General features: G+C 68.9%; 12 protein-coding genes. 3 read left to right on the top strand and 9 right to left on the bottom strand.

The window, feature by feature from the left end; all coding sequences use genetic code 11:
* Nucleotides 1-28: 28 nt before the first annotated feature.
* The 5 genes from ACVTJA_RS09760 to ACVTJA_RS09780 all read right to left on the bottom strand — a co-directional run bounded on the left by ACVTJA_RS09760 (nucleotide 29) and on the right by ACVTJA_RS09780 (nucleotide 7,200).
* Nucleotides 29-631, bottom strand: a complete 603-nt coding sequence (locus ACVTJA_RS09760) for a hypothetical protein (RefSeq protein ID WP_465835831.1) — start codon at nucleotides 629-631, stop codon at nucleotides 29-31.
* Nucleotides 632-639: 8 nt separating this feature from the next.
* Entirely contained in the window at nucleotides 640-1,707 is a 1,068-nt protein-coding gene (locus ACVTJA_RS09765) for a PilW family protein (protein WP_465835833.1), read from the bottom strand.
* A gap of 41 nt (nucleotides 1,708-1,748) precedes the next feature.
* Nucleotides 1,749-2,348 carry a type IV pilus modification PilV family protein gene (locus tag ACVTJA_RS09770; RefSeq protein WP_465835834.1) on the bottom strand — a complete coding sequence of 200 codons (600 nt, stop codon included), beginning with the start codon at nucleotides 2,346-2,348 and terminating at the stop codon, nucleotides 1,749-1,751.
* Nucleotides 2,348-6,589, bottom strand: a complete 4,242-nt coding sequence (locus ACVTJA_RS09775) for a hypothetical protein (RefSeq protein WP_465835836.1) — start codon at nucleotides 6,587-6,589, stop codon at nucleotides 2,348-2,350. Before ACVTJA_RS09775 ends, ACVTJA_RS09770 begins: the two co-directional genes overlap by 1 nt.
* A gap of 233 nt (nucleotides 6,590-6,822) precedes the next feature.
* Nucleotides 6,823-7,200, bottom strand: a complete 378-nt coding sequence (locus ACVTJA_RS09780) for a peptide chain release factor-like protein (RefSeq protein ID WP_465835838.1) — start codon at nucleotides 7,198-7,200, stop codon at nucleotides 6,823-6,825.
* 236 nt (nucleotides 7,201-7,436) lie between these two features.
* Here ACVTJA_RS09780 and ACVTJA_RS09785 point away from each other — a divergent pair, with 236 nt between their 5' ends.
* Both ACVTJA_RS09785 and ACVTJA_RS09790 read left to right on the top strand, forming a co-directional pair.
* Nucleotides 7,437-7,985 (top strand): YceI family protein, encoded by a 549-nt coding sequence (locus tag ACVTJA_RS09785; protein ID WP_465835840.1) that lies wholly within the window; start codon nucleotides 7,437-7,439, stop codon nucleotides 7,983-7,985.
* A 164-nt stretch (nucleotides 7,986-8,149) separates the two neighbouring features.
* Nucleotides 8,150-8,845: a pirin family protein gene (locus ACVTJA_RS09790; RefSeq protein WP_465835841.1), complete on the top strand. Its 696-nt coding sequence runs from the start codon at nucleotides 8,150-8,152 to the stop codon at nucleotides 8,843-8,845.
* 161 nt (nucleotides 8,846-9,006) lie between these two features.
* Here the strand turns inward: ACVTJA_RS09790 and ACVTJA_RS09795 are convergent, their stop codons facing one another.
* From ACVTJA_RS09795 to ACVTJA_RS09810, 4 genes are all read right to left on the bottom strand, one after another.
* On the bottom strand, nucleotides 9,007-9,726 hold the full coding sequence (locus tag ACVTJA_RS09795; RefSeq protein WP_465835843.1) for a hypothetical protein: 720 nt from the start codon (nucleotides 9,724-9,726) through the stop codon (nucleotides 9,007-9,009).
* A 61-nt stretch (nucleotides 9,727-9,787) separates the two neighbouring features.
* Complete coding sequence (locus ACVTJA_RS09800) at nucleotides 9,788-10,687, bottom strand: histone deacetylase family protein (protein WP_465835845.1); 900 nt, start codon at nucleotides 10,685-10,687, stop codon at nucleotides 9,788-9,790.
* Between the two features lie 10 nt (nucleotides 10,688-10,697).
* Nucleotides 10,698-11,189, bottom strand: coding sequence for a serine/threonine protein kinase (locus ACVTJA_RS09805; RefSeq protein ID WP_465835847.1), 492 nt, complete (start codon nucleotides 11,187-11,189; stop codon nucleotides 10,698-10,700).
* 11 nt (nucleotides 11,190-11,200) lie between these two features.
* Nucleotides 11,201-12,112 carry a DUF2381 family protein gene (locus tag ACVTJA_RS09810; RefSeq protein WP_465835849.1) on the bottom strand — a complete coding sequence of 304 codons (912 nt, stop codon included), beginning with the start codon at nucleotides 12,110-12,112 and terminating at the stop codon, nucleotides 11,201-11,203.
* A 204-nt stretch (nucleotides 12,113-12,316) separates the two neighbouring features.
* Here ACVTJA_RS09810 and ACVTJA_RS09815 point away from each other — a divergent pair, with 204 nt between their 5' ends.
* Complete coding sequence (locus tag ACVTJA_RS09815) at nucleotides 12,317-13,552, top strand: vWA domain-containing protein (RefSeq protein WP_465835851.1); 1,236 nt, start codon at nucleotides 12,317-12,319, stop codon at nucleotides 13,550-13,552.
* Nucleotides 13,553-13,584: the final 32 nt, after the last annotated feature.

A 13,584-nucleotide genomic window follows, 5' to 3' on the forward strand; every position in this document is an offset into this window, starting at 1 on the left:
GGCCTCCCCGGCGGGAGGGCCCCGCCACTCAATTCATGTTGCCGGTGCCGTTCCCCGCGTGGGCCGTGGAGTACGTGGCGCGCTCGCCGTTGTAGCTGAGGAGCCCCTCGTGGGCGAGGTGGGAAACCACGCTGCTCTCGCTGAAGCGAGGCTTCATCGTCTTGGAGATGCAGATGGCGCCCACCACCACGTTGTGGTCGTTGTCGCGGGTGTGGTTGGGGGCGAGCGGGGTGGGCTCGTCGTCGTTGTCGCGAATGTAGATGTAGACGTCGGGATTGTTGGCGCCGTCGCCGTCCAGGTCCGCGAAGAGCTCCGGGTGGTTCTGCTTGAGCACGGCGTCGTTCGGGTTCGCCGGGTTCGGGTTGAAGCTGGACTTCAGCGGGTCGTAGACGCCCGGAGCCGACAGGAAGGTGTTCCACTGGTTGAAGCTGCGCCCGAAGTAGTTGCGCGCGAGCTGCAGGCCGCTCTCCGCGCAACCCAGCTGCTGGGTGGCGCGGCTGGCGGCCACGGCGCGACCGCGCTCCTGGTTGGCATACGTGAGGATTCCGGCGACCAGCCCCATCAGGACCGTCACCAGGATGAGGACCATGAGCAGGGTGGAACCACGGGCATGACGGGAAGAGGGGCGCATGTCGGGGCTCACAGGCTGGCCGCGGCCAGGTTGGGGAGTTCCAAGCGGCGCGAGTAGAGGCTCCGGAAGAAACCGTCCGCGGCCACGGTGGGCGGCTGCGTGTGGTTCTCCACGCTGATGGGCTTGTCGTCGGACAACACGGCCTCGCTCCGGGTGTCCCGGCGGGGACTGTGGCCGGTGGCCACCACGCTGATGCGCACGGAGCGCAGGTTCGGGGCGAACTCCGGCGCCAACCCATTGTCCCAGGTATACGTGTCGGGATTCCCCGTGTTGTTGGTGTCGAAGCCGTACGCCACCTGGAAGTCCTCCACGAAGTTCTGCACCAGCTGGGGCGGCGTGGCACCGTCCGAGTACGGCCGGCCCAGGGCGTCCTGCGCGAGCCGTCCCTCCGCACGGTACAGCGCCGACCGGCCCGTCACCGGGTTGGGGGCAAGATAGAAGTGCACCAGCCTCACCGGGTACACCCAGTCACCCTTCTGGAAGCCTCCCTTCTCCGGCGCATTGGAGTAGGTCAGGCTGGCCTCGGTGTACGACACCTGGCCCGCGGTGCCGGGCGTCTCCGGCACCAGCTGGACGTTGGACAGGAGCGCGCCCGTCGTCATGTTGCTGGCCACGTGGAGGGCCCCGGGACGCAGGCTCCCGGTGCAGTTGACGTTCAGCACCCCGGTGCCGGACTGCGCCACCGTCACCGCGGCGCCCGAGGGCTGTCCGCTCACCGTCGAGCACGGCTCGCCCATGTAGTTGGCATCCGGGAGCACGAGCCACAAATCGTCGCTGCCGTCGGCGGTGACGACGTTTCCGACAGTGCCCTTGCCCGTGGTGCCGTCGCGTCCGAAGACGGAGTTGGTGCGCAAGGGCACGCCGCCGCTCATGACCCAGAGACCCCCGGGCGCGCCCGCACCGGCCTGGCGCGCCAGGTTCATGATGCTCTCCGCGGCGATGCGGGAGTTGTCGTGGCTGTCCGCCGTGTGCTCCGTGTTGTGCACCACGCGCCCGCCCGCCAGCAGCAGCGCCGTCGCGGCGGCGATGACGATGGCCGCCAGCGCCACGACAATCATCATCTCGAGGAGGGTCATGCCACGTCGCGAGGCGGGCACCCGCCCGGGATTGCGCAAGCTCATTGGACGAAGACCTCGCTGTGCAGCTCGGCGGTGGAGGCGTCGTCGCCCTTGCGCCAGACGCGCGTCCACACCGTGAAGGCCTGCGAGCCCGCGGGCAGCACCGAATTGGGGCCAGGCAGCGCGCCGCTCCGGATGCCCTTGGCGATGAGCACCTCACGGCAGAACGTGCCCTTGGGCACGGGCGTGTCGTTGCACGCCGTACCGGGCGGAATCCCGGTGGCGGCCTTCAGCTCCCCGGTGGCGCTCGCCAGGAAATACGCGCCAGAGGCCGGGTCATTGGCCACCGCCGTCGTCGTGTCCGCCAGCCACGGCGCGGTCCCCACGGGGATGTTCTTCGGGTCGGCACCCTGCAGGTCCACGGCCTGCTGCAGCAGCTTCGTCTTGTCGGCGAGCCGCAGGCGCTGGAGGCGGGATTCCACCAGCAGGCGCTTCTCCTGGAAGAGCTGCCCGTCCCGCACATGGCGGGAGGCGCTCAGCATGCCCATCACCGCGCCGGCGGCGGCCACCGCCAGCACCGCCATGGCGATGAGGACCTCGAGGATGCCCGCGCCGCGCGCCAGGGGGCGGCGACGTGGAGGGGAGGTGTGCACGCTCATCAGAAGTACCTCTGGCTCCAGTTCAGCAGCCGGAACACCCAGTCGTTGACGCCGTTGACCTTCTGGGACTTGTCGGGAATCGACGGGCTATTCGCAGGGAGGCCCTTGAGGGTGACGGTGCTGGGGCTCATCCCCACCACGTAGCTGTTGGTGCCCGTTGCCCCCGCCCGGTGGTACACGGTGATGCCACCGTAGTTGGCCAACGTCATGCTGTGGATTTCCGCCGCCGCGGACGCGGCGGAGGTCGCGGTGCTCCCCAGGTCCAGCTCGTAGGACTGGCCGGCGGGGCGCGCGGCGAGCGTCATGATGTCGCTCACCGGGCTCTCGGAGACGCTGAAGTACGCGATGCGGCCCGCCACGGAAATGCTGCCATACAGGTGCTTCGGCCCCCCGAAGTTCAGCGGGAAGGGGATGGGCTCCTGCAGCACGCCCTGGTTCAGGACCAGGGTGCGCGCCTGGACGTCCGTGAGGTCGGTTCCATCCAGCTTCTTGCCGGCCGTTCCCAGGGGGAGCCGCCGGATGGGGCTCAGCATCGCGACGTGGAGCTGCCCCGCCGCGCTCGCGGGCACCCAGGAGACGCCGCCGGTGCCCACCAGGGCCACCAGGTCGCCAGCGTAGTTGGAGAACGCGGTACCCGTCGCCACCGTCGCGGGAAGCCGCGCCACCGCCACGTTGGTGGTGATGGGGCGGGGCTGGGTCTGGGTGGAGGCCGTGTCCAGCGCGGCGTACTTGCACGGCACGGCCTCCGTGCACACCGGGCCCAGCCGCGACACGTTCACGTTCACACCGGTGGCCGCGTCCAGCTCCCACACGCGGCCTTCCATGTCTCCCACGTACACGCGGCCCGCGCCGCCCGTGTCCGAGAGGATGGTCGGGGCGATGGGCGCCGTGTTGTCCACCCACGACTGGGTATACGGCTGCTCCCACTGCCAGAGCTTCTGGCCGTTGGACGCGTCGATGGCGAAGAGCTCGATGCCCTTGGCGGCCACGCCCGCGGCGCCCGAGCTGTTCGACGCGGCGAAGACGACGAAGGTGGGCTCCATGCCCTGGCGGATGCGGCCCATGGAAAGGCTGCGCGCGCCGCCCAGCTCACTGTAGTCATAGAGGCCGGTGGACACGCGGCCCCCATCCGACTGCGGCGCCAGCTTGAAGGCCGTGGTGGGCTGGTGCCACTTCACCGCCCACTGTGTGCCGCCCGTGTCGCGGTCCGCGAGCGCCACCGGCGCGTGCGGCGGGAAGGTGCCCGCCTGGAAGTGGCTGCCCACCAGGTGCCACAGCAACTGCGGCTTGAGCGGGTTGGTGACGTCCAGGGCGAACAGGTCACGCCCCGTGCCGCCCACGTTGGCCACCAGCACGGTGCGCCACTCGCGCAGGCCGGTCCCCGTGAAGTCCGCGAAGACGTCCTGGACGATGGGCGCGCTGTCCACGCGCGCGTTGTTGCTGCGCAGCCAGGCCAGCTGGGTGGCGGGCAGGAAGCTCCACAGCTCGGTGCCGGCGGGCGGCAGATTGCCCTGGCGGAACCGGGTCGCGTAGTCGGTGGAGAACGCCGACTCGGCCGAGGCGTTGACGGCGGCCCGGGGCGTCGCGGGCCCGTCATAGCCATTGCCGCCGGACACGTAGAACGCGTGGAGCTGCCCGTCCAGGCCCGCGGCGTAGATGACCGTGGGCCGCGGTGCGCCCTGGTCCGCGATGTCCGGGCTGGGCGGCACCACCGCGGGCGTGGAGTTGACGAAGCCGCCCAGGTGCGCGCGGTTGTCCGCGTCCGGGTTGTTGCACTGGAGCTGGGTGGGCTCGAGGATGGGCGTGCCGAAGCCGTCGGTGCCCGTGGTGGTGGCGAAGCAGAAGCCGCGCACGCGCTGGAGCATCTGCGCCACCTTGTTGAAGTCCAGGAAGAGCGCGCCCTTGTTGAGGACCGCCGTGCTCACGCCGTAGTCCGTGCCCGCCAACTGCTGGGTGTACTGCACCGCCTGCTGCAAATCACACACGCCGTCCGCGCCCTTCACGAAGTCGAAGTACGGCGTGCCGTCCTTCGCGGTGGCCTGGCCCAGCTTGATTTCGTCCACGCAGTTCGGGTTGGGCACCGTGCCGTAGTTGTTGTTGATGGCGGTGCCCGCCACCCGCTGCGGCTTCCACCCGACCTGCAGCACTCCGCGCGGCGCCTTCTTCCCGGTGCCGAGGTTCGGGTTCACCGTCACCTGGCCACCGAAGTACGTGAAGATGTTGCGCTCGCCCGGCAGTGGCAGCATGGCGTCCGCGTCCCACAGCGTGGCGTCCCCCAGCGCGTTCTCGCCGTTGTGCAGCGCCGTGCCGCCGATGAGCGAGTGCGCGCGCAGGTGGCCAGGGAAGTAGGGGAACACCCAGTGCGAGCCCTGGATGGGGTCATACGTGTCCACGCCGGGCGGGTAGCCGGACACGGCGTCGTACGTGGCCGCGAACACCAGCGCCCGCGTGCCGTTGGCGTCGCTGCCGTTGATGTCGTCGAAGGCCACCGGGGCCGTCAGCGCGCGCTCGCTGTTCACCGGCTCTGAGCCCAGGTTGAGCAGCGTGTTGAGCACGATGCGCGTGCCGGCCACGTCATTCTTGAAGTCGTGGCCTCCGAGGTAGACGATGGTCGCCTTCTCCGGGTCATTGTCCTTCTGGTTGAAGGAGAAGAAGTCGGCGCCGCGCCACGCCGTCTTGGTGAGGTCCGTCGCGTTGTCGTACACCTCGCCGTTCTGGTACTGGTACCAGCTCACCGCGAGCCGCCGGACGCCCGCCTTGTACGAGGCGGAGTAGTTCGTCGTGTGGCCCACCACGCTGTCGAACTTGAAGTTACCCACCTGGGAGAACGGGTCTCCAGGGTTCGGGTAGAGCATGCACTCGCCGCGGCTCGACACCGACTGGGCCAGGTAGTCCGGGTCCGTGCAGTTGCGTCCATCCCAGGTGTTGTTCTGGCCGTTGTTGCTGCCGCCGAGCGGGTTGCGCGCGAAGTTGCTGGCCCCCTGGAAGCGCGACGACGTCACCGGCGTGTTGTCCGGCCGCGTCGTCGTCTCGTACGAGTGGAGGCTCGCGCACTCGGCGAAGACGCCGTTGCCGCGCTGGTTGGCGAAGTACGCGATGTTGTTGAGCAGGTTCTCCTTCTGCGTGGTGGCGCCGTCGCCGTTGGCCAGGTACTCGCTGTAGTTGCTGTTGCCGAGCTCCCAGTGGGGCGCCCAGAAGACCTTGTAGCGGGGCTTCTGGGTGATGGGGTTCTTCGCGTTGAGCAGGCCGTGAGGGTTGCTCGCGGTGGAGATGAGGTCCTTGTTGGCGTGGAGCGCGTCGTAGATGAGGCCGGGCTGGCCGCCATTGAGCGTGCAGCCGGAGGTGGTGCCCACGGGGCAGCCGCCCGCGCCCGGGAAGTCCAGGCCCGCGTTGCGCAGGTAGTCGTCCAGCATGCCGCCCTTCACGTACGAGGCACCATTTCCGGGCTGCGAGTCGTCCGTCGTCTCGTCCAGGTCCAGCAGCGCAATCTTGGGCGGCGTGCGGTTGATGCGGCGGGCGATGGGCGCGGTGAACTCGATGGTGGCCTGGTGCATGCGCACGTAGTAGCAACCACTGTTGTTGCTGAAGGTGTCGCAGTTGCAGGTGGTGCGGAACTTCTGCGGGGACTGACCGCCGGTGCCCGAGCGGATGAAGTCGATGGCGCGCTTGGCGTCCTCCGCCGCGATGATGAAGGCGCCGCCGCTGTAGCTCACCGAGGTGAAGCGCGGGTTGTTGACGGTGTTGTTCAGGGTCGTGTTGTTGAACCACGGGCGCGCGTCGCCGCTGCCCGTGGTGAAGTTGTCCACGCTCGCGTACGGGTAGACGCCGCCGGTGGGGAACGCGACGCCGTAGTTCACCGGCACCACCGGCTGCTCGGTGGCATTGGTGATGGTGAAGTCACAACCGTCATTCCACTTCGTGTCGTTGACGGGGCTGGGCGGCGTGTGCCGGTTGGTGGGCACGCACCGGTTGGGCGACAGCTTCTGGTCGTTGATGGCCAGATAGATGGTGATGGGGTTGTCCTCGTTGGGCTGGCCGGCCTGATTGGACTGGAGGATGCGCCACACGAGGCCGTAGGCGGACAGCGCGCCGCAGCCCTGCTGGAAGGTGGCGTTCTCCGGGATGATGAGCGAGCCGCGGCTGAAGGTGACGATGTCCGTCGCCGAGGCCGGCAGCGCGCTCAGCAGCGCCAGCGCCAGCAGGGCACGACGGAACCACGAAAGGGGCGGTGTGGAGTGCATCAGGAGGCTCCGTACCGTGGGGGTGGGACGACCCTGCCTGGGTCGGCTTTGCACCACGTCAGTGCACACCCTGTGCCCTTTTCAACTCGGCCGCCCTTCCCAGGGGAGCCCAGAAAATCGCGGTGTTCCTGTAAGGATTTGAGACCTTTTGCTACGCAAACTTTGCGAGCCCGCAAAGCGTTGCGTAGCGCAAGCCTCCCCGCAGGGCAGGTGGGAGTGCGCCGGGAGCCTCGTCACCAGTCCGACTTGCCGCTGCGCATCGACTTCTTCTCGGAGGTGCGCTTCTTGCCCTCCAGGCGGCGCCGCTTCGCGCCGGCGCTGGGCCGGGTGGCCCGGCGGACCTTGGGGACGAAGGTGAGGGCACGCAGGCCCTCGCGCAGGCGGTCCAGGGCGATGCCCTTGTTCTGCACCTGGCTCCGGCGCTCGGTGGCGGTGACGGACAGCTCGGTGGGCGGGTGCGTGAGGCGCACGCCGCTGGCGGTGGTGTTGCGGTGCTGGCCGCCGGGGCCGGAGGCGATGAAGTAGTCCACCTCGCAGGCCTTCAGCAGCGCCTCGTCATCCAGTGCGAGGGCGTCGAGCGCGGCCTGTCGGCGGGCGGGTGAGGTGCTCATGGCACCTCTCAACCTATCCCTCGCGGGCCACGTCGTGGAGCGCCGTCTTGCGCCCCCGTGCCCGCACGGCCGTTCCACGCCCCGAGGGGACTCTCTCATTGGGAGGTTTTGGGTATCAATTTGAGAGTCGTATTCGCGCCAATCCAGGTGGCACCTCAGTGATTCCAGGTGCTTGGCCGTGGCCTGCCGGTTGCTCAAGGGGAGGTCAGGACACGCGGGACACAGGAGATACGCACATGGCCATCCAGACCTGGCAGCTCGACACGACGCACTCCACGGTGGGCTTCATGGTGCGCCACATGGTGGTGGCGAAGGTCCACGGCCGCTTCACCCGCTTCGAGGGCAAGGTGGTGCTGGACGGGGAGGACCTCACGCGCGGCTCGGCGGAGGTGAAGATTGAAGCGGCGAGCATCGACACCGGCGTGGAGCAGCGGGACAACCACCTGCGCTCGCCGGACTTCTTCGACGTGGGAGCCTTCCCCAAGGTCATCTTCCGCAGCCGGAAGGTGACGGCGGCCGGGAAGAACCGCTACCACGTGACGGGCGACCTGACGATTCGCGACGTGACGCGCGAGGTGGTGCTGGACGCGGAGCTGCTGGGCCGGATGAAGGACCCGTGGGGCAACGAGCGCCTCGCCTTCCAGGCCTCGACGAGCATCGACCGGAAGGACTTCGGGCTGGTGTGGAACCAGGCCCTGGAGACGGGCGGCCTGCTGGTGGGCGAGCGCATCGACATCTCCATCGACGTGCAGGCGGTGGCGCCCGCGGCGGAGAAGGCGGCGTGAGCGGCGGCGGGGCGCGTCGCCTGCTCGGCCGGCGGCAGGTGACGGGCGGACTGGTGGCCGGCGCGTCGGGGCTTCTGGGCGGTGCGCTGCTGTCGCGCGGCCCGCGCATCGCGGAGGCCTCTTCCGCATCTCGGTTGCAGCAAGAAAGGGAAGAGAGGCAGGCCATGATCTACGTTCGCTCCGGTGAAGAGCGCGGCCATGCCAACCACGGTTGGCTGGACACGCACCACACGTTCTCCTTCGCGGACTACTACGACCCGGACTTCATGGGGTTCCGCACGCTGCGCGTCATCAACGAGGACACGGTGGCGGGGCGGCGGGGCTTCGGCATGCACCCGCACCGGGACATGGAAATCATCACCTACGTGCTGGGCGGCGCGGTGGAGCACCGCGACAGCATGGGGACGCGCGCGGTCATCAGGCCGGGCGAGGTGCAGCGGATGACGGCGGGCACGGGCGTGCTCCACAGCGAGATGAACCCCACGGACGAGCCGCTGCACTTCCTGCAGATATGGATTCTCCCCAACCAGGCGGGGCTGAAGCCGGGCTACGAGCAGAAGGCGTTCGACACGAAGGAGCGCGAGGGGCGCTTCCGGGTGGTGGCGTCGCCGGACGGGCGGGATGGCTCGCTGACGGTGCACCAGGACGTGCTGCTGCACGGTACGCTGCTGGGCCGCGGGGAGCAGGCGGAGTACGCGCTACCGAAGGGCCGGCACGCGTGGGTGCAGGTGGCGCGAGGCTCGGGCACGCTGAACGGCGTGAAGGTGAAGGCCGGTGACGGCGTGGCGCTCGCGGAGGAGGACCGGGTGGTGCTGACCGCCGACGAGCCCCTCGAGGCGCTGCTGTTCGACCTGGCCTGAAGTGACGGCGTGGAAGGCGCGGAGGACCGCCGCGCCTTCCGCGGCGTGCGCATCGCGGCCGAGCCACCCCAGGCAACTGCTGTCAGGGGCAGTCACCGCCGGAGCCGGTTCATCGGGCTTCGGCGCTGCTGCCCCTGAACGGAATCCGTGGGAGCTGGGGCTCAGCGGACGTTGATGGTGAGGCCGGTGGTGGCCTTCCGTCCGTCCTCGCTGGTGGCCACGACGGTGGTGGCCACCGGCAGTCGCGTGATGGAGCGGTCCGTGTAGATGTAGAGCTCCTTGCGGGTCTCCTCCGGAGCGATGGTCATCGTGTCCGCGCGGATGCGGGACGTGGGGGACTCGAGCGTCACCGTCACGGGGCCGGTGAATCCCTCGGCGCGCGTCACGGTGATGGGCACCTGGTCGCTCTGGCCCGCGTAGAGGTTCACCTGGCGGGGCTCGGCGGTGATGCCGAAGTCCGGCTGGGGCGCGGACTTGGGCAGCACGACGATGAAGAAGGTGGCGCCGGCCGCGAACTCGTTGCCGGGGTCCTCGGCCAGCAGCAGCGTCTGGACGAGGCCCGTCGTCGTCACGTCCGAGGCGACCGAGAGCGTGAGCGTGGTGGTGACGCTCTCCTCCGCGGCGGGGAGGACGACCTCGGGGAGGAGGGTGATGCCCTGGGGCGCGTTGGCGAGGGAGAGGCGGATGTCGTTGCTGACGTCGGCGACGCGGGTGAGCGTCAGCTCCACGGGGGTGTTCTCCCCGGGGGAGAGGCTGACGGTGTCGGGCGCGTCGACCTGGACCTGGTAGTAGGGCACGTCACCCGCGCACGACACGGCGAGCGCGCCAACGAGGGCGAGGAGGCTCCAGCGAAGGGCGGATGTCAGGTTCGAGGATTTCATATCGGCCTCCAGCATCCGCCTGACGCGCCGCGCGGGCAAGGCGACCCGTGAGCAGGCGTGCTCAGCGGAACACCGCGAGCGCGACCTCATACGTGCCCACATGCGCGTCGATGGTGGCGGACAACGGCTTCGCATAGCCGCCGCCGAGGGTGAGGACCGCGGGCAGGCCTCGGTGACGTGCGGCCTCCAGGACGACGCGGTCCCTCTCGCGAAGGCCGGCATGGGTGAGGGAGAGCCGGCCGAGCGCATCCTCGGTGAGAGGGTCCACGCCCGCCTGGAAGAAGAGGATGTCGGCGCCGGCGGTGTCGAGCACCTCGGGGAGGTGGAGGGCGAGCGCGTCGAGGTAGCCCGCGTCCCCGGTGTCGTCGGGCAGGCCCACGTCGCGGGTGGAGGGTTGCTTGCGGAAGGGGAAGTTGTGCTCGCCGTGCATGGAGAAGGTGAACACGGAGTCGTCGCCCGCGAAGATGGCGGCGGTGCCGTTGCCCTGGTGCACGTCCAGGTCTACGACGACGGCGCGGCGGATGAGTCCCTCGGCCCGCAGTGCGCGGATGGCCACGGCGATGTCGTTGAAGACACAGAAGCCTTCCCCGTGGTCCGGGAACCCGTGGTGGGTTCCTCCGGCGAGGTTGCCTGAGATGCCATCGCGCAGCGCGGCGCGGGCGGCGTCGATGGTGCCGGACACGGCGGCGCAGGAGCGGGCGACGAGGCCGGGGGACCAGGGGAAGCCGAGGCGGCGGAGCTCGGCCTCGGTGAGGGTGCCCTGGAAGAAGGCGTCGAGGTAGCGCGACGTGTGGACGTGCTCCAGGACTTCACGGGAGCAGGGGAGGGACTCGGTGAGCGAGCCGGGATGGAGGACGCCCCGCCCCACGAGGGCCTCGCGCACGAGGCGGTACTTCTCCATGGGGAAGCGGTGCCCCGGAGGAAGGGGCACCTCGTAGCTGTCCGAGTGGAAGACGCGCATGGCCGGCGATTCAGCGGAACGCGTCGACGACCCAGACTCCCGCGCTGGAGAACTCGACGATGGCGGTTCCGGGCTTGGAGCCGGGCAGCTTCTTCATCTGGCCGCGCGCGAGCCGGGCGACGGCGCAGATGGGAGTGATGTCGCCACCTGGGGGACGTGCTTCGTAATAGCGGATGACCACCTGCGGCCCTCCGGTCCAGACGCGGCCATACAGCCGTGTGGGCGGATCGAAGATTCCGAGGCTGCTGGTGAGCTCGCTTTCGATGGGACCGTCGTAGAGCGTGATGGGGCTGGTGTCCGCCTGATTGAGGTCCAGTTCGACATGCCCTGCGTCGCCAACTTCCAGACGCAGGTAGCGCATCAGCTTCAGCGCTTCGTCAGAGCACTTCTCGGGGCCGGGGCTTCCATCCGGCCGCAGGGACACTCCGCCCGGCGTCGAGCAACCCAGGACGGTGCCGAGCAGAAGGGCCAGGCCAGCGGCCAGCGCGTGAGAGCGGGTCATGACCAGCCGATCTACTCGCGCTCGATCTGCCATTCCAGGACGACCTGCGCATGTTGCAGGCCGTCGGACCGGAAGAGGTCGACGACAAGCTTGTCGAGGCCCTTGTCCGACTGAAACGCGCTCTGGTCCGCGATGATGGCGATGGTCCCCGAGGTGCCCGGATGAATTTCGTCCTGGGCCATTCTGAGGGCAAAGGGTCTCGCTTCGCCGGTCGATGCGAGCGACACGCGAGCCTCCAGGAGTCGCCATGCATGCGCTCCGTGATGGTTCGCGACCTCGAAGACGACGGCTGCCTTCTTGAGGCCTGAATAGCTCACGACCTTGATGTCCGCATCGTCGCCCTTGAGCAGCCAGGTCCGACTGTGACGGAACGGCGTCTGCTTCACGGCTCCCTTCACCATGAGCGCGGCCAGCGCGTGGTCGATGGAGGTCTCTTCCTCCTTGTACCGTTGATTCTCCTCGCTGAGCGCCCGCTCGCGCGCACGCGCATCGGCCAGGGCCGCGCGCACCGCCTTCATGCTTTCCGGGCGCAGGAACACGTTCACCTGTTGATCAATCCGGTAATCACTGGCGGTTACGACGAACGGCAGGTCCTGGCCGTCCTTCAGGCCTACCGACAAGAGGAACCGGTCTTCGGATTCGAGGTTCTGGAGCGGCATCAACACCACGTTCTTGTCGCTCACCAACAGGGGCTCGAAGCGGCCCTCCCATCCGAGCAGCTTCGTCCGTGCCGGGTCGCAGGGTTGTTCGAAGTGAAGCAGGGTTCCGATGCCACCCGCGACGTACACCGGGGAAGCGGTGTTGGCGGAGTCGTCGAAGATGTAGATGTTTCGCACGGCGGGTTCGGGTTCCCGGGCAATGGCCACCGAGGAACACAGGACGAGCACCGGCACGAACCAGCGGAGGATGGGGAGCCGCATCATGGCTACCAAACCTAGCAGGGCAGTCAGGAGGGCTCCAACCTTGTAGTGCCACATCGTGGCACGGTGGGGCGCTCCTCCAGACGGGGGCAGTTCCATGTTGCTGCTCGCATAGACCTTCCGGGCGGGTCGTCCGTTAACGAGTCGAACGCGCGCGCAGGACCCCATCCAAAACCCGCTGTTTCCGCCCCTCCCTTGGAGAACGCCATGGACCTCAAGTCCCTGTCGCGGGCCGTGCTGTCGGCCGCGCTCGCCACCACCCTGTCCGCTGCTCCCGCCCTCGCTCAAACTCCTGCCCCGGACACGAAGAAGCCCGCCGAGGCCGTGAAGCCCGCGCCTCAGCCGCAGACCCAGGTGGCCCCCAACCAGACGCAGGGCGCGCGTCCGGAAATCGAGGTGGTCTTCGTGCTCGACACCACCGGCTCCATGGGCGGGCTGCTGGAAGGTGCGAAGCGGAAGATCTACTCCATCGCATCGCGCATCGCGCAGGGCCGGCCGACGCCGCACCTCAAGGTGGGGCTCGTGGCGTACCGCGACGTGGGCGATGACTACGTGACGAAGCGCTTCGAACTGAGCGACGACCTGGACACCGTCTTCGCCAACCTGCGCCGCTTCGAGGCGGGCGGCGGTGGTGACGCGCCGGAGCACGTGGGCCGGGGTCTCGGCGAGGCCGTGTCCAAGCTGTCGTGGAGCCAGAACCGCGAGGTGATGAAGGTCATCTTCCTCGTGGGCGACGCGCCCCCGGCCGAGCGCCAGGACGAGTGGAACTTCAAGACGTGGGCGAAGCGCGCGAAGGACAAGCACATCGTGGTGAACACGGTGCGCTGCGGCGCGGACGGGGAGACGGAGGTCGCGTGGCGTCACGTGGCGAAGCTGACGGATGGCACGTTCGACACCATCGACCAGTCCGGCGGCATGGTGGCCGTGGCGACGCCGTATGACGCCGAGCTGGCGAAGGTGAACGCGGAGCTCGCGTCGAAGACGCTCTACACGGGCCGTGCGGAGGTGCAGGCCGAGAACCGCGCCCGCGCGGATGCCATGGCGGGCCTGGCCCCCGAGGCCGCGGCGGAGCGCATCAGCTACATGAAGAAGACGCGCGCCGCGGCGAAGCCCGGAAGTGGAGCCGCCGCGCCCGCGATGGAGAGCAGCGCTCCGGCGGCGGTGGGCGGCGCGGTGGACCTGGTGGATGCCCCGGCGGCCCTGGCGAGCGTGAAGAGCGACGAGCTGCCGGCGGAGCTGAAGGGCCTCAGCAAGGAGGCGCAGGCCGCGAAGGTGAAGCAGCTCTCCGAGGAGAAGAAGGTGCTGGAGGCGAAGGCGGCGAAGCTCGCAACGGAGCGGGACACGTGGCTGTCGAAGAACGTGGCCGAGAAGGATGACGCCTTCGACGCGAACGTGATGAAGGGCGTGAAGGCGCAGGCCGCGAAGCACGGCATCGCGTACTGAACCGCGCATCAGGTTGGAGGCACGAGGCCGCG

The organism is Pyxidicoccus sp. M6 (assembly GCF_055568925.1).